At 32.9% G+C, this 15800-nt stretch carries 23 protein-coding genes and 1 pseudogene; 22 read left to right on the top strand and 2 right to left on the bottom strand.

The window, feature by feature from the left end; translation table 11 throughout:
- Positions 1-107 precede the first annotated feature (107 nt).
- The 9 genes and pseudogenes from BN990_RS10950 (at position 108) to BN990_RS21545 (ending at position 5658) form a co-directional block, all read left to right on the top strand.
- Positions 108-458 (top strand): VOC family protein, encoded by a 351-nt coding sequence (locus tag BN990_RS10950; RefSeq protein WP_038244110.1) that lies wholly within the window; start codon positions 108-110, stop codon positions 456-458.
- Complete coding sequence (locus BN990_RS21940; protein ID WP_021291438.1) at positions 459-719, top strand: DinB family protein; 261 nt, start codon at positions 459-461, stop codon at positions 717-719.
- Positions 720-781: 62 nt separating this feature from the next.
- Positions 782-970: pseudogene (locus tag BN990_RS10945) on the top strand (VOC family protein); the annotation flags it as partial.
- Between the two features lie 481 nt (positions 971-1451).
- Positions 1452-1967 (top strand): GNAT family N-acetyltransferase, encoded by a 516-nt coding sequence (locus tag BN990_RS10940; RefSeq protein WP_021291435.1) that lies wholly within the window; start codon positions 1452-1454, stop codon positions 1965-1967.
- Between the two features lie 226 nt (positions 1968-2193).
- The gene (locus BN990_RS10935) at positions 2194-2520 is read left to right on the top strand and encodes a DUF3221 domain-containing protein (protein WP_038244106.1); all 327 of its coding nucleotides are present in this window, start codon (positions 2194-2196) and stop codon (positions 2518-2520) included.
- 323 nt (positions 2521-2843) lie between these two features.
- Complete coding sequence (locus BN990_RS10930) at positions 2844-3869, top strand: hypothetical protein (protein WP_038244103.1); 1026 nt, start codon at positions 2844-2846, stop codon at positions 3867-3869.
- 177 nt (positions 3870-4046) lie between these two features.
- Positions 4047-4490: a hypothetical protein gene (locus BN990_RS10925; RefSeq protein ID WP_038244100.1), complete on the top strand. Its 444-nt coding sequence runs from the start codon at positions 4047-4049 to the stop codon at positions 4488-4490.
- A 57-nt stretch (positions 4491-4547) separates the two neighbouring features.
- Positions 4548-5039 (top strand): hypothetical protein, encoded by a 492-nt coding sequence (locus BN990_RS10920; RefSeq protein WP_038244097.1) that lies wholly within the window; start codon positions 4548-4550, stop codon positions 5037-5039.
- Between the two features lie 40 nt (positions 5040-5079).
- A complete protein-coding gene (locus BN990_RS21545) occupies positions 5080-5658 on the top strand; it encodes an HNH endonuclease (RefSeq protein ID WP_051739095.1) in 579 nt (192 codons plus the stop codon).
- Positions 5659-5836: 178 nt separating this feature from the next.
- Here BN990_RS21545 and BN990_RS10910 read toward each other — a convergent pair whose 3' ends face one another.
- Complete coding sequence (locus tag BN990_RS10910; protein ID WP_038244095.1) at positions 5837-6175, bottom strand: DUF1433 domain-containing protein; 339 nt, start codon at positions 6173-6175, stop codon at positions 5837-5839.
- Between the two features lie 17 nt (positions 6176-6192).
- Positions 6193-6471 carry a DUF1433 domain-containing protein gene (locus BN990_RS10905; RefSeq protein WP_038244093.1) on the bottom strand — a complete coding sequence of 93 codons (279 nt, stop codon included), beginning with the start codon at positions 6469-6471 and terminating at the stop codon, positions 6193-6195.
- Between the two features lie 123 nt (positions 6472-6594).
- Here BN990_RS10905 and BN990_RS10900 point away from each other — a divergent pair, with 123 nt between their 5' ends.
- From BN990_RS10900 to vanY, 13 genes are all read left to right on the top strand, one after another.
- Positions 6595-6975: an alpha/beta hydrolase family protein gene (locus BN990_RS10900; RefSeq protein WP_038244090.1), complete on the top strand. Its 381-nt coding sequence runs from the start codon at positions 6595-6597 to the stop codon at positions 6973-6975.
- 494 nt (positions 6976-7469) lie between these two features.
- A complete protein-coding gene (locus BN990_RS22930) occupies positions 7470-7613 on the top strand; it encodes a hypothetical protein (protein WP_187370455.1) in 144 nt (47 codons plus the stop codon).
- Between the two features lie 172 nt (positions 7614-7785).
- Positions 7786-8277 (top strand): hypothetical protein, encoded by a 492-nt coding sequence (locus tag BN990_RS10890; RefSeq protein WP_038244084.1) that lies wholly within the window; start codon positions 7786-7788, stop codon positions 8275-8277.
- A gap of 269 nt (positions 8278-8546) precedes the next feature.
- Positions 8547-9056: a hypothetical protein gene (locus tag BN990_RS10885; RefSeq protein WP_038244081.1), complete on the top strand. Its 510-nt coding sequence runs from the start codon at positions 8547-8549 to the stop codon at positions 9054-9056.
- Between the two features lie 219 nt (positions 9057-9275).
- Positions 9276-9998 (top strand): nucleotidyltransferase domain-containing protein, encoded by a 723-nt coding sequence (locus BN990_RS10880; protein ID WP_038244078.1) that lies wholly within the window; start codon positions 9276-9278, stop codon positions 9996-9998.
- Between the two features lie 175 nt (positions 9999-10173).
- Positions 10174-11097 (top strand): alcohol dehydrogenase catalytic domain-containing protein, encoded by a 924-nt coding sequence (locus BN990_RS10875; RefSeq protein WP_038244075.1) that lies wholly within the window; start codon positions 10174-10176, stop codon positions 11095-11097.
- A 165-nt stretch (positions 11098-11262) separates the two neighbouring features.
- Complete coding sequence (locus tag BN990_RS10870; protein ID WP_021291432.1) at positions 11263-11568, top strand: hypothetical protein; 306 nt, start codon at positions 11263-11265, stop codon at positions 11566-11568.
- A complete protein-coding gene (locus BN990_RS10865; RefSeq protein ID WP_021291431.1) occupies positions 11569-11778 on the top strand; it encodes a helix-turn-helix transcriptional regulator in 210 nt (69 codons plus the stop codon).
- Positions 11779-12082: 304 nt separating this feature from the next.
- On the top strand, positions 12083-12322 hold the full coding sequence (locus BN990_RS10860; protein ID WP_021291430.1) for a helix-turn-helix transcriptional regulator: 240 nt from the start codon (positions 12083-12085) through the stop codon (positions 12320-12322).
- On the top strand, positions 12312-12644 hold the full coding sequence (locus BN990_RS10855; protein ID WP_021291429.1) for a hypothetical protein: 333 nt from the start codon (positions 12312-12314) through the stop codon (positions 12642-12644). The genes BN990_RS10860 and BN990_RS10855 overlap by 11 nt, the downstream gene beginning before the upstream one ends.
- 317 nt (positions 12645-12961) lie before the next feature.
- On the top strand, positions 12962-13657 hold the full coding sequence (gene vanR, locus BN990_RS10850; protein ID WP_021291428.1) for a vancomycin resistance response regulator transcription factor, VanR-F/VanR-M family: 696 nt from the start codon (positions 12962-12964) through the stop codon (positions 13655-13657).
- A complete protein-coding gene (locus tag BN990_RS10845) occupies positions 13650-14744 on the top strand; it encodes a sensor histidine kinase (RefSeq protein WP_038244072.1) in 1095 nt (364 codons plus the stop codon). Before vanR ends, BN990_RS10845 begins: the two co-directional genes overlap by 8 nt.
- Before the next feature lie 133 nt (positions 14745-14877).
- Positions 14878-15756: a VanY-A/VanY-F/VanY-M family D-Ala-D-Ala carboxypeptidase gene (gene vanY, locus BN990_RS10840; RefSeq protein ID WP_038244070.1), complete on the top strand. Its 879-nt coding sequence runs from the start codon at positions 14878-14880 to the stop codon at positions 15754-15756.
- Positions 15757-15800 lie beyond the last annotated feature (44 nt).

Here is a 15800-nt window from a genome sequence, read left to right as displayed (position 1 = left end):
ATTCTAATGTATAACTCTTTACATTAACGGGCGCCTATCTGGGGTAAGAGGCGCCCTTTCTTCTGTATTTGTAGAACAAATTTATGATAGCGCTGGAGGAAATAAGGATGAAGATTAAACGGATTGTTGCCAATGTGGAAACTCAGGATTTTACAAAAGCTAAGCACTTTTACGAGGAAGTTCTTGGACTTGATCAATTAATGAATATGGATTTTATTGCAACATACGGATCACATGAAAAAATGGAAACGCAAATTAGTTTCCTTTCAGAAGGTGGTTCCGGCACTCCGGTGCCCGATTTGTCAATTGAAGTTGATGATCTTGATGATGCATTAGCCCGCATAAAAGAAGCAGGTATTCCAGTTGAGTATGGACCGGCTAATGAGCCATGGGATGTACGCCGTTTTTTCGTTAGGGATCCGTTCGGAAAGCTTGTCAATATTTTAGTCCATCTATAGATGAATGCTTTAAAACCTGTATATCAAGATGCTATCGAGCCAAACTCTAAGAGTCAAGAGAATACCTTTAAAGGGGCCCTCTTAGCCTATCTTTCCGAATTGGTTCAGCATATTGTCAGCCACGGCACATATCATCGCAGAAATCTTACGGATATGATATGTCAACATGGTTATTCGAGTTCACCTACTGAGTATGCTTTGTATCCTTATGAAATCAACTCAACGAAAAAGTTTTTTAAATTCTATACGGATGGTAAATAAAGTTTATATCTAACTTTCGCAATCGAGCGCAAGAACAGAATAAGGGGAAGGAGGGTTATTTCTTGTCAAACGGATTACTTCATCATATTGAGATATATGTTTCCGATTTAAAAAGGTCAATTGATTTTTGGTGTTGGTACCTTGAGGAACTAGGATACGAACCTTTTCAAAAATGGGAAAGTGGACAGAGTTGGAAAATTGAGGATACCTACATTGTTTTTGTCCAAACAGAAGAACGATTTCTTGACGTTCAAGGGTTGCAAAGGAGATGAACTTTTCTGAATATAATATTAGGATTACAAAAGAATGGGGGATATAATGTGATATAATGTAAGGTTTTTACCCCTGATTCACAGATACCATTTGCAGGCCATCCGACAATTGGTACTGCTTATGTCATTCAACGTGTGATTGAGAAAGATAAAAAATGAAATTAAACTGAATTTTAAGGTTAGAACAAGTCCCAGTGGAATTTAAAGACCAAAATGTATGGATGGCACAGAGGTAGCGATTAATCCGAATTTAGCATATTACTAATTTGAGAAAGTACTAAAAGATAATGTTTTATTCATTGATTTAAAAGAAATGGTAAATAGATATAAAACACAAGGCCTTTGTGGGGATCTTTGTAATCAATTATTAGAAAGTTAGCTGAAAAAGTAATTGTTCCATATAGGGCTCGTTTATTAATAACGTGTTTTTTTCCAAACTTCAATTTTTAAAGGAGAAAGAATGTACATAAGAACAGAAAGATTAATTATACGTAATTTTGAATTACTTGATTGGGAAGAAGTACATACGTATACTTCCCAAAAGAATGTGATGAAATATATGCCAGAAGGTGTATTAACGAAAGAAGAAACAAAGGAGCTTATTAAGAAAAATCTTGGTGATTCAGCTGAGAAATTCCCAGTAATACTAGCTGATGAAGATAGTTTAATCGGGCATTTAGAGTTTTTTAACTATTTTGGTAATCATTCTTATGAAATAGGGTGGGTATTTAATCCTGAATATTATAATAAAGGTTACGCATCCGAAGCTGCATCTGCAGTAATAAAATATGGCTTTTCGGATTTAAAGATACATAGAATTGTAGCTACATGTCAGCCAGAAAACATTCCTTCTTATCGTGTAATGGAAAAGATTGGAATGAGAAGAGAAGGTTATTTTAAAAAATGCATCCCTCATGGTGATCAATGGTGGGATGAATATTCCTATGCTATTTTAAAGGAGGAATGGGATAAGTAAATGTTTTCAATGCTTTTTATGTATTAAGTGATATAACTTCTAACCTTTTTCCTTACAAAGATTTCAATTCTTTGCAGAAGCCTTAAATCTTTACTGAAAAAACATAAGAAACGATTTAAAGATATCAAGCGGTTACTAGATATACGTTTTTAATATTAATCCATAAATAAAAGGGTGCATTCCTTAATAATAAGGATCCCTTACGCCATAAAGAAGGGAGAAATCGATGTTTAGATTACGTATAGGCTTGGCTATTATTTTCTTGTTACCTATTTTGGGGTGTTCAAGTTCAATTAATGGAAGTGATGAAAAAACTAATGACATTTATACAGGAAGTGTCTATTTCACTGGGACAATCAATGAAATTACAGGTAACACGGCGCTCGTGTACGGTAAATTAGGAAGTACAGAAGGAAATGTATATGTGGATCTTTCCGTGAATAAAGTTGATAAATTTCAAGTTGGGGACAAGATAAATGTTGAATATGATGGTATTATTTTAGAATCGCATCCCGCTAAAATTAATACACTTTCTGTCGAATTGATGGAGTAACTATAAAGAAGGTTTCCTGACAGACAAGGAACCTTTGTTGAATAGTAAAGTCTGCGGACGCTGCAATAGCTGTTTTTTGGACAACATTTGGTTCTCCTACAGATGATTATAGATCAGGTACAGAAGAAGAAATTGAAATTTTACTAGAAAGCAACAAGCAAGTATTTTTATACTTTAGTAGACGTCCGATAGATCCACATCTGATCAAAGAAGATCAACGTCAAAGAATAATAAATTTCCAAGATAAGTATTCTGATAGAGGTATATATTCAATTTACAAAGAGCTACAGGAATTTAAAACAAAACTATTACAACATCTACAGATGCATTTTTTTAAGGAAATAGCCAAAAAAACAGAGACAGTCGAGAATAAAGAAAAAGTTTTTACGGTAAAAGGAGCACAAAATGGTAAGATTAGTAACCCTCCATTGCTTTATAAATCAGAATTTATAAAATCACAGTATTTATCTGATTTAAGAGAAAAAGCTATTGAAATAATTCATAAAATTAAAACATATAAGCTTATTAGATCAGATGAACTTCTTAATTCAAAAAATCCAAACACACTAAATTTAAATATACAGTTATTTAAAACTATAGATGTAGAGATAGATGTAGAGAAGCAGAGTGAAATAAAAAAATTTGCTCTTAACAATCGAATAAATATAGAATCTAGCTTCTTTGAATTGGGAAACCTTAAGAAACAACAAAATTTAGTAGCAATCACTGGTAGTGGAAATAAATATGAACTTATTGGATCAGACGATGAGACGAAAAAATACCATCTAATATTGGATTTGTACAAATTAGTTATAGCAATAGGTCATTTCGAAGACTATTTTGAAAAATTGGATTCAAAATACCGACTTGATCTAGCAATTGAAAATACTGGAACTGAATATGATGAAGATATTGATATTAAATTAATTATGCCATCCGGCTCTTTATGTGAATTGAATGATTTTCCAGTACCAGATGATGAAATTATTAAATTATCTTTTGAAAATACACCCAAATATATTTTGAAACAAATAGAATCTTCTTCAATAAAGAATTATAAATTCAGTCCTACTGAGACTGACGCTAATTTAGATATAGCCTACTATGAAGACTTCTACAAAAACGAATATATTAGTCGTATAAAAAGTTTTTATATATACAAATTATACGAGGAAGATCAACAAACCATAATAACTTTTAATCAATCATATATGAAAGCCAAAGATAAAGTCTATTTTCCGTCAGTATTATTATTTAATAAGGTTCCAGAATATATTCGATACGAGATATCATCTAAGCATTCATCTAATATAATTAAAGGCAAATTAGAATTCGAAGCAAACGAGTAGTGGGTATTAATACCACATAATTTTTTACCCTTAGTGATAGAGGTAGTTTTAATCTTTATGCAAATAAGGTAATGGAAGAAGTACGGGAGGCCTTTATTTTCCTCTCGTCCTTATTACTTTTGATAGGAATGACTAAAGATACGTCGGGATAAACATAGAAAAAAGTGAGGTTTTATGATGGATGTTAGCTTTTTCTCTAGTCCTCTTTTCTGGGGAGTATTTGTATTTAAAGTTTTTATTACGTATCATAAGTCTTTTGGGAATTGTAAATACACATTGGTAGAAGAACAAATACTAGCTCTTTTTGATAAAAGAGTACGAGTGTCGAACGAGTTTCCTCAAACGGTTTTAAAGTGGATATCAAAATTACCTTATTTTATTGCGGTTTATCCGTTCCAATCATGGGGATTATTTCTTTTCATGATAATATTTTCATTACTTTTCCAAATAGTTGTCGTTACACCTATATTTCACAACCGTATTGTTTCGAGTGATTCGTTAAACCAAAACATAGACATTATGTTACGTAAAGCAGTAGTAGAAAATGGACTAGGTAATCAAGAGGATATTAACATGGGACTATTAGATAAGGGCTTAACGAAATATAAAGATTATTTATAGTAAAGAGCTTTAATCATAATATAGTAATCAAAAAAATAATTTAAGGAAGTGATTGGTTTGCCAACGAAAAATTTTTCTGATGAAGAACTGAAAAATATGTCTATTGATACTTTTAAATCACAATTGGGGACTGAAAAATCCTTTCATTCCTTTATTCAACACCACATTAAAAAGTATAATGATAATGATATGATTATGACTTTGAACGGTTTGTTATCTACCATGTCAGATAAAGAAGATAAATGTCGTTTAGCAATAGCTGAAGATTTAAATGAAAACTATATTAAAACAAAGAAGATTTGGAATCAGCCTGCATATAAGGCTTTTGAATTGATAGAATATAAGGTGAAAGAACGATTAGATGGAATAGTCCAAGACGGAATTATTATAAATATCTTCTTATTTTTTGTATATTCTTTTGCCCTTGAGGCAAGGCAGAATTTTAATTTTAGGAGATATCATCAATTTAAAATAGGTTCAACTCTAGGGTGTTTGTTATTATTATTGGTATTAATAGGTATAGGTACTTTTATATACCTACTTTTTTAGCAAATACAACATTAATGATGAGGGTCTAAGGAGGTGACGTATGGATACACAAACTCTAAATAAACTAAATGAAATTACATCTGTTGGTAAATGGAAAGAGGTTGAAAGTTATCCAAATTATATGGTAAACACAGATGGCGATGTACTAAATAAAACTAATGGTAAATTATTAACACATCATATTAACAATGGAGGTTATAAGTTTGTTCGTTTAAGAATTAATGGTAAACCTAAACAGCTATTAGTTCATAGACTGGTTGCAAAAGCATTTATACCTAATCCTGATAATAAACCGGTTGTTAACCATATAGATTCTGACCGATTAAATCCTAAAAAAAGTAATTTAGAATGGGTTACTCACAAAGAGAATTCTGAGCATATGGTTAATAGTTTTCGCTGTCCTAATCAAACTTTAACAATTTTGTTAGATAAGATGGGGAATGAGATATGTGTTTTTCCATCCCGTATTCGATGTATAAGATATATAGCTAATCGATTTCGCATTGAACATGGATACGATGAGGGAGAGGCAATAGTTGAAGACATAGAATTCTACACTGAGTTATCACCTGTATCAAGAGACGGAAGACTAGCAAGACTTTTCAAACTTAATTTTTAAGTAAAACAAGCAGTTACTAATTAACTAATTCTATTTTTTAAATAATCACAATATAACTAAGTATAAAAGGGGAGCTAAATAGCTTCCCTTTATTATTAGGTCAGCAACAATGAAGGAAATGAAGAAGACTGGAAAGTATAGTGTCGTAAATAAATAAAAATTAATCATGCTGCTTTATTTAATAATCACATGATCTTTCCTTGCATTCCTTTTTTCTCCTTGGAAAATCCTTTTTCTCTGCTAAACTATTTACAATATAATTTTCGGGGTCAATACTGACAGAAAATCCAGCCTCACCATTCACTGTTCCACGAATCATTAAACCTCCCATAGGATCACTTGTATCATCACTAAATTCAACTTTATTTATATTTTCGTAATTGTTTTTCAAGTAACTTTCGACTGTATCTTTAGCTCTATCAATAGCTTTTTCATCATAATTTTGGTTAGTTGAATTCACATTACACCCAACAAGTACTATGCTGACAATTATAAAAAGCACAAGATATTTCCACATTCTGAATACCGTCCTATTTAATAATCACAAACCTTTTCTTTACACTCTTCTTTTTCATCTGGAAATCCTTCATTTTCTCCAATTCTTGATACTGTAAAATCCTCATTCAAACTTATCGAGAATCCAAATTCACCATTCACAATTCCATCAACTGTCATACTTCCCATTGGTGCCTGGTAAGGCTCTTCTATTTCAATAGATTGAACGCCTTTATAGTTGTTTTTGATGTAACTTTCAGCTGTTTCTTTAGCTTTAGAGATTGTTTCTTCATCGTACTTATCATTATTTTGGTTCAAATTACAACCTCCTAATAGTATAATAATAATCATAATAAAAATTAAAATTGATAAGTTCGACCTATTTTTCAATAAAATCACCTCTGTATTTAAAGAGTATACAAGAGAAAGGAAAATTTATCTATGGGTCAAAGCGTTACAGATTTTGAAGCAAGTGGTATTTCAGAGGAAACTTATAAAGATAACAAAAAAGAAATCAAATTTACCAAGAGTAACGGTGATAAAATCATTTGGAAAAATATCGAAACCATCAAAGATAAAGATACTGGCCTTCATGGCTATGTTCTACAGAACGCCGAAACAAAGGAAGTTGTTATCAGTTTTCGTGGAACAGAAACCCCAAAGAGAACGACAAAACAAGTGGAACAAAAGTATGTTGGTTCACCCTCTCAAGATGCTCGTTTAGCCGGAGCTGGTGGAGGGGCAAAACTAAAAGATGGTAATCTGATTTATGAAACGAAAGACACGGACTTTTCCGAATTCGCAAAAGATGTTTCGTTCTAATAAAAAGCGAACCAATCAACTTAATAGAATTGAAAAGAAAATTGATGATGAGAATCATAGAATATTGATGATGAGAATCATAGAATAAAAAATGGTAATGAGTAAGAATTGTTTTATTCACCAATCGGACGCAAGAACGGATTAAGACCTGTTCCACTTTTGCTTATAAGAGACATTAATTGAACAACGATTTAAAAGGAAGTGATTCAATGTTTAAATCTGAAAAAGACAATTTGATAGCCAGCATTCTTGGTTGGATTGCAGTACTTATAATTATTTATAATGCTATCACTTTTGAACCATCTCTATGGTTTATTATTGCTTTTATGTTGATAATGGGAATACCAACATATAGATCTATCCGTAGAATTCTCAAAAAGGATGATTGAGTGTTACTATTTATTGAGTTAACCGTAGATTTTAAGCAAGGATTTTTCCTCAATCAGGCGCATTCCGGAACAAGGGGTGTTTAAAATAGGGGGGGGTGTCAAAAAGTGAATTTATTGTTTTTAATTTTAATTTTTGTTGGCATCTTTCTTGTATTTGATGCGATACGGAAGGTTAACAACAACATACTTGAACAGACCAAATTACTAAAAAGGATACGTGAGGAATTAATAAATAATAATAAAGATTAGCCTATTGTTTTTCTGCATCAATATGGGTATTGTTCAAGAAAAGGGCCGCCGTGATTGAATAAGCTGAAAGTTAATTAAGATTCATTTATTCAATTATCGGGCGCAGTTGTAGAAGAAGCACTGTGACTGAATTGGGCAAGGTTGTGAAATAGAGAGAGGGGTGTATTTACTTGTGAGGAGAGCAGAAAAAAATAGAAAATTCATAACCAAACTGGATATGGTTAAGTCACTTTCAAAGGTTTATCAGCTGTATTTAACAGATGAGTTACCATTAGGAAATGTACATATATTACTTGATGATTTTCTATGGGGTTGGACTGAATATAATGGAAAACATAAAGGTTGTAAATGGTGGTCCGATAGAGCCTATGAACAATACGCCAATAGGGAAAAAAACAAAACGAAAGGGTTAATTCACGATCATGTTGTCCCCCGTAATGTAATTAGACATGAAGTTTTAGAAATGTTATATAATAAATGCAGTAATGAAGACTTATATAAATTTCTTGAGGAGAATCTCATTGGGTGTGTAATCACGAAAGAAGAAGATAATATGCTAAGGAATTTAGGTTTAAGAGATGTATTGGGTAGCAGTTTGAATAGCGATACAGTTTGGAATAGATACGAAACAGCTAAGATATCAATAACAAAAGTCATATGGTAAGGTTTAAGGACACATTTTAGATATACCTTTTGTTCCAGAAAAGGGAGCTTTAACGGAATAAAAGGCATTCAAGTTTACATTATCGGGCCATTTTGCGGAATAATTCCTAGTAGTGATTATTTCTGTTTAAAATTAATTGTTATTAAGCAAACGGGCAGTATACTTCAATAAAAAACCTGTTTTTAAGACTACAAAGTCAACTATATAACGTATTTCTAGGCTCCTGCATAAATTATTTAGAATGAATAAATTATGCAGGAGGAAGTCAAATGAATAATGATTACCAAAATTATATAGAGCAAATTTTAAGTACTTGGGAAAAGAAACAACGAGAGGGAGCCTTAAAAATAATAAAAAAGTATGGGTATCCTCAAGAAGCCATAGCAAGCAGATTGATTTGGTATAATAACGGACCTTGGAAGCGTACGGTTGTATTACGTGACGCTGTACCACATAACTTACCGACTAATCATATGGATTTCCTTGAGCAAACGGTTGATTATAGAACTCCAGTAGAATTATTTGATGAAATTGCTCGCTTTGATGGTAGTTGTTACCCTGCTAGAACGAGAGGTGAAGTTACCGTAATTTGTGATAAAGAGGAAGCGAATTTTTTGTTTGTAAATTTGTTCCACGATATTGTGACAGGAAGACGTACTGTGGATGAAGCAAAATATACCTTTGAAAGCATTTCATCACCCTATTTAGAAAAAATACTATTCCCAAATCAACGTTATACAAATGACCCTGGTATCCAATACTTTGGAAAAGAAATGTAAGGGCTACCTTCTTAAATAAACGGGCGCTTCAACGGAATGAACTGCACCCCAATTGTTAGACACAACTAACAATTGGGGTGCAGTTCAAATAAGAAGGAACGCCTTTCTAATGCAGTAATTGGGAAGTATTTTAAAATAAAGTTGGATTATTGAAATAGGGTTTTTCTTTTTATTGACGAATATATATTGGAATTGAACAGATTTGTAGAGGTGAAGTGAATGAAAAGGTCTGATCCAGTTGTAGCAGCAAAACAATTTATTGATAAGCACTTTTCAAATTGCCAAGGGGCTTTATTAGCAGGAAGTGTAGTTAGGGGAGAGGCAACAGAAACTTCTGATCTTGATATTGTCATTTTTGATAAAAGACTTACTTCATCATATAGAGAGTCTATGTTTGACTTTGGATGGGCAATAGAGGTTTTTGTCCATAATTTAACTTCATACAAATACTTTATTGAAATGGACTGTAAAGCTGCAAAGCCTTCTATGCCAAGGATGATTTCTGAAGGGATTATTTTAAAAGATGAAGGAATATTAGAATCTATAAAAAAAGAAGCGAAAGATATATTAGAGAAGGGACCTGAAATATGGTCTGAAGAAACTGTTAGAACAAAGCGATATTTTATAACTGATGCTCTTGATGATTTTTTAGGAAGTAATAACCGAGCTGAGGAAATATTTATAGCTAACACATTAGCTGATCTTGTTCAGGAATTTGTTTTAAGAACTAATCGTCAGTGGATTGGTTCTTCTAAATGGATTTTTCGTGCTTTAAATCAACATGATGAGAAATTTACCGAAGAGTTCGTAGAAGCCTTTAATGTTTTTTATAAAACGGGTGAGAAAAATAAGGTTGTTCAATTAGTAGATAAGGTTTTGAATCCCTACGGTGGGCGTTTATTTGAAGGATTTTCTCTAGGAAAAGGAAAAGATAATCCATAAAACTTATTAAGTAATCGGGCGCATTTCCTGAATAAGAATTATCATCAATGTTGGACAATAGGGCCATATTGTTGAAGATCAACAGGGATTTTTGGTAGGGAAATCGAAGATAAAATTATGTTCTTTTAAATAATGGTTTTATTAAAAACCTCGTAATATTTGGTGGTGGATATTTGTGAAACAACACTCGCTAGAGTTAAATGGTAGAAGGCTGTTAAAATGGCAGGTTCGAGAATTACCCCCTTTAGACAAGAATGAAGTACTAATTAAAACAATCCTTGGCTCGATAAGTGTTGGGGCAGAAATGCCGCAGTATAATGAAAGTGATATTACTGATGTAAACCCCAAATATCCAAAGAACACTGGATATGAAAATTACGGGGAAGTAATAAGTATTGGGGCTAACGTTCAGTCGTTACAAATTGGTGATAGAGTAATTGCGTTTTATGGCCATAAGGATTTTTCAATAGCAAAAGAAAATAACGTGATTCCGGTTCCTAAAGATACCCCTTGCTCTCCAGCATTACTCACAATTTTATCATGTGATTCAGCAAAAGGCGTCTTAAAATTAGACCCGAATAGAGAAGAAAAGGTATTGGTTACAGGGATGGGGGCAATGGGGTTATTGGCTGTCTACTTTTTAAAAAATTATGTTGGTGTTGATCAGGTCGACATCATCGAACCAGACGTTTGCCGGAGAGATATAGCCAGGAATTTTGGTGTGAAAAGTGCCTTTGAAATCCAAAACCAATTGGGATATGAGTATGATTTCGGAATAGAGTGTTCAGGAAAATATAGTGCATTTCAAGCGTTGCAAAAATCGATCAAAAAAGATGGGGAGATTTGTATTTTATCTGATGGAAACAAAGAAGAATTTAGATTACAACCAGAGTTTTATGAAAAGGAGTTACGTATCGTGGGTTCAAGTGATGGATGGGATTATAAAAAGCATTCACAATGGTTTTTTAAGCATGTTAAAAAAACTCCCTATATTGATCAATTATTTCAATATGAAACATCTAAGGAAAATCTCATTCAATGCTTTAAGGATTTAAGTAAAGGAACAATTAAACCTTTAAAGGTGCTTGTACATTATTAGCAATGAAAGTTTTAGGAATTAACTTTGTTCCATTAAAGGGCGCTTCCTCGTTAAAGAGGATTCTCTTTTGCTGATGATGTAAAGTATATTTAACATTTTAAGTACATATGATATGATGAAAATATGTAAAATATTTTTGACATTTCGGATGAGGAGGAATGAAATATGGATTGGATTTTTTTCACTTTATTCATCATTGCTTTGATGATTAGTGTGATTTTAATTATTTTTACGCTTGTATCTTTGACGCCTTTGGGAGACGAAAGAAAAAACTTTATCAAAATGAAAACCCAATCTTACACGTTTGCAGTAGTTATCGGATATGTATTAATCGAGCTTTTTAGAAAAGGATATTTGAACATTGAGATAGAAGGGGCATACGAAGGGATAAATCCATTTACTTTTCTTGTGACAATATCAATTGTGTATTTGATCTCATTATTATTTTTCAAAAAGAAGTACGGTGGTTAAATGAAAAATTATATTAAAGAGTTAAGAAGTTCTTCTAAATTATCTCAAGCAGAATTGGCTAAAATTTGCAAAGTATCCCGGCAAACAATTAATGCAATCGAAAACGACAAGTATGACCCTACCTTACAATTGGCTTTTAATATAGCAAATGCATTAGATACTACGGTGGATAGGCTATTTGTCAATAACCCCAAATATTCAAAAACCTGAGACCGGATGTTTATCAGTATGCGAAGTAGAACTTTGCCAAAGTCCCCCCTTAACCAGACGGTCGCGATAATCGAACAACTGTATGCTGGGATAGAACCGTTTTATTGAATAAGGCTTAAGCAGTGGGTTGGATTCTAATTTGAATCTGCCCTTTTTTTGTTTTTAATATTGACCAACAAACAAACACACACATATATAAACTTTTATACGATTATATTTTATTTTAATTTTGTATAATTTTACTTTACTTTTATATAAAAATAATTTATGATGCGATTATAGAGGAAAAAGGAGGTTAGCGACTTTGAAGGAGGATTTTGAAGATTATATTGAAAACAAAGTGTACGAACATAGGGTTTTAAAGAGAATGTCACAAAAAGAGTTGGCGGATGCTGTTGGCGTGTCTAAACAAACCATATTTGTTATGGAAAAAAATAATTACTCCCCTTCTCTTGTTTTAGCTTTTCGAATAGCTGATTTCTTTAACGTAGATGTTAACGATATTTTCACTTATGTGAAAGGCAGTGATCAAAATGAAAATTGAGTCTGTTTTTAATCCTTTAAAAACCTGGGTGGAAGAATCAACTGCTAATTGGAATATGCTTATTGGCATCGGTTTTGTAATGCTTTTAATCGGATTGGCTCTAACGTTCGTATTTCTACTAAAAATGGGAAAAGCTGATGAAAGAACAATTCAAATACAATTAAAAAGTACCCTTATTATGTTATTTGGAGTAATTTTATGCGATATCATTTTCCCAAAAGAATATATGTGGCAAATTTTCTTCTTATTTAAATATTCATTTGCATTCATCGCTTCAGGAATATATCTAGCTTTTCGATATAAAAAAGATTTTTTAAACTAAACAAGAGGATCAGACATTTGAAACGCAATTATCTAAACACAAAAACACATAACATTATGCTAGCTGAGGCTGATCATCAATAAGAGGAGACGTAGAACTTAACAGTTCAACTAAAGGGCCAAATTGTGGAGTAGCGCTTAAGGAAAATACAGTATTTTTCAAAGATATGGTTAAGGATTTAATGGAAATAAGGGAAGTTTAGTTGAAGAGCTGTGTTTATTTTAAGCCCAATAATACGTCCATTTTTTTGGAAAAAGTTAAGATACAATAGAAAGTGAATAGAATCTATATGCTAAACTTTATGTAGGGGTGTAAATATGAAAAATATTTCCATATTAATTGCTGATGACGAGGAGGAAATTGCTGATTTAATTGCTTTTCATTTAGAAAAAGAAGGGTACCAGTGTTTTAAAGCATCGGATGGACAAGAGGCTGTTCGTTTTGTCGAGACTCAGGTCTTTGATTTGCTGATTTTGGATATTATGATGCCGAAAATGGATGGATATGAAGTAACTCGTCGCATTCGCGAACAGCATAATATGCCTATCATATTTTTGAGTGCTAAAACTTCTGATTTTGATAAAGTACAGGGGCTGGTAATTGGAGCAGATGATTATATGACTAAACCATTCACCCCCATTGAATTGGTTGCTCGTGTAAATGCTCAATTGCGACGCTTTATAAACCTGAATCATCCCCAAAAGGATAATAAAACGCAACTAGAATTTGGTGGGTTATTGATTTCCCCTGACCAACGCACGGTTACTCTATATGATGAGGACATTGAGCTAACACCAAAAGAGTTTGATATTTTGTATCTACTGGCCAGTCATCCAAAGAAGGTTTACAGTGTAGAAAATATTTTTCAGCAGGTGTGGGACGAAGCATATTTTGAGAGTGGGAATACCGTTATGGTCCATGTTCGTACAATAAGGAAAAAGCTTAAAGAAGATAATCGAACACACAAATGGATTAAAACTGTGTGGGGCGTGGGGTATACATTCAATGGTTAAATTCTCAAGAAGTTTTCGTTCCAAAATGATTATAATATTTGGCTTAAGTATGCTACTGTCAGGTACCATCACGTATATCATTTATAAAACCCTTCAATATTTTTATTACACGGTTGTTGATTATAAAAGTCCATTAGCCCATTTCCGTCAAATCATTGGAGAAATTGGAGACATTAACTTTTTTTTACTAATATTTATCCCACTTTCGATATTGTTTTTCTTCTTACTCACGAAGCGCTACGTGACCTATTTTAATAATATTTCTAACGGAATTCACTATCTCGCTCAAGGCAACTTTAATCACCGTGTTCAAATCCTTTCAGATGATGAATTCAGAGATATTGCGCAAGATATTAATTTAGCTAGTGAAAAATTGAAACAGGCAACTGAAAAAGGAGAATTCTCGGAAAGCAGTAAAGATCAGTTAGTTGTAAATTTAGCTCATGATCTGCGTACACCGCTCACCTCTGTATTAGGCTATTTAGATTTAATCCTTAAGGATGAAAATTTGACGAAAGACCAAGTTAAACATTTTTTAACGATTGCTTATACTAAATCTCAGCGTTTAGAAGGTCTTATTGATGAATTATTCGAAATAACGAGAATGAACTATGGCATGTTGCCAATTGAACAAAAAAATATTAATTTAAGTGACCTCCTTAATCAATTGAAAGAAGAATTATATCCTGTCTTTACGAAAAATGATTTGATCGCCCGAATGAATATGACTCCTAGCTTACCTATTACCGGTGACGGAGAGCTGTTAGCACGTGTGTTTGAAAATCTTTTGATCAATGCGACTCGGTATGGATACGATGGTCAATTTGTAGATGTTAATGGCTATATTGAGTCGGGAGAAGTGGTTGTACAAGTTGTGAATTATGGAGATAGTATTCCTGCGGAGGAACTCCCGCATCTCTTTGATATGTTCTATACTGGAGACAAAGCAAGAACTCAACACAAAAATAGCACTGGTCTTGGATTGTTCATTGCGAAGAATATTGTAGAGCAACACAGCGGATCAATTACTGTTCAAAGCAGCTTAACACAGACAGTTTTTGAAGTTCGATTACCAAAAGGAAAGTGAAGCTTTACGAAATAATGAAGATAGAATAACTTCAGATACCTGATTTAAGAAAAATTTAAAATTTACCCCACTCTTTTTTTAAGAAGTTTTCGCTATCCTTTTAAGCAAAGAGAAAATAGGAGGAAGCTAAAATATGAAGAAGTGGGGATTTTTAATTTTATTACTAGTGTGCTCATGTTTCGTTTTCGCAAATAATGTTTCTTTTTTTGAATCAAAAGAAGATATAGCAAACGTAGAAGTACAAGAGTATGATCAAGAAGAGGATAGAAAGGCTTATGATAATATCCAAAAAATAAAGATTATAGAAGAACAAATCTATCAAGGAAATCTGCTTTTAGTCAATAGTGAATATCCTGTTCGCCAAGAAGGTATTAAATCAGATGTCGTCAATCTTTTTACGCACAATGAATTGGTAAAGGGATTCGGATTGTTATATAACGATACGTATTTGTCAGTGGATATAGCACGTGAATTTTCAGAAATGATTACTGCCGCAGAAAAAGAAGGAGTTGATAATTTTTGGATTACTAGTGGCTATCGGAATTTTGATGATCAAAGGCAACTTTATCAAGAAAAGGGCTCTGGTACTGCTTTGCCAGCCGGATATAGCGAACACAATTTGGGCTTATCGCTTGATGTAGGAACCACTCAAACGACGATGGCTAAAGCACCTGAAGGGAAGTGGATAGAAGAAAATGCTTGGGAATACGGGTTCATTTTACGCTATCCAGAGGATAAAACGGACATTACTGGCATTCAATATGAACCGTGGCATATCCGCTATGTTGGTTTGCCTCACAGTGCGATTATGAAAGAAAAGAATTTCGCTCTAGAAGAATATTTGGATTACTTAAAAGAAGAAAAAGCCATTTCTGTTAGTGTGAAAGGGGAAAAATATCAGATCTCTTATTATGCTGTTAATAAAAATACGACCATTCATGTGCCTTCCAAACTTCATTATGAGATATCAGGCAACAATATGGATGGTGTGATTGTGACAGTGTTTCCCTGATAGGCATGCACTAGCATCAGCATCGCATCAATGTTGATATCAAT

Origin of the sequence: Virgibacillus salexigens (assembly GCF_000723585.1) — a bacterium.
Taxonomy (GTDB): Bacteria; Bacillota; Bacilli; order Bacillales; family Amphibacillaceae; genus Virgibacillus; species Virgibacillus salexigens.
Note: the sequence above shows the minus strand (reverse complement) of the source record. Positions and strands in the feature narration are given on the sequence as shown.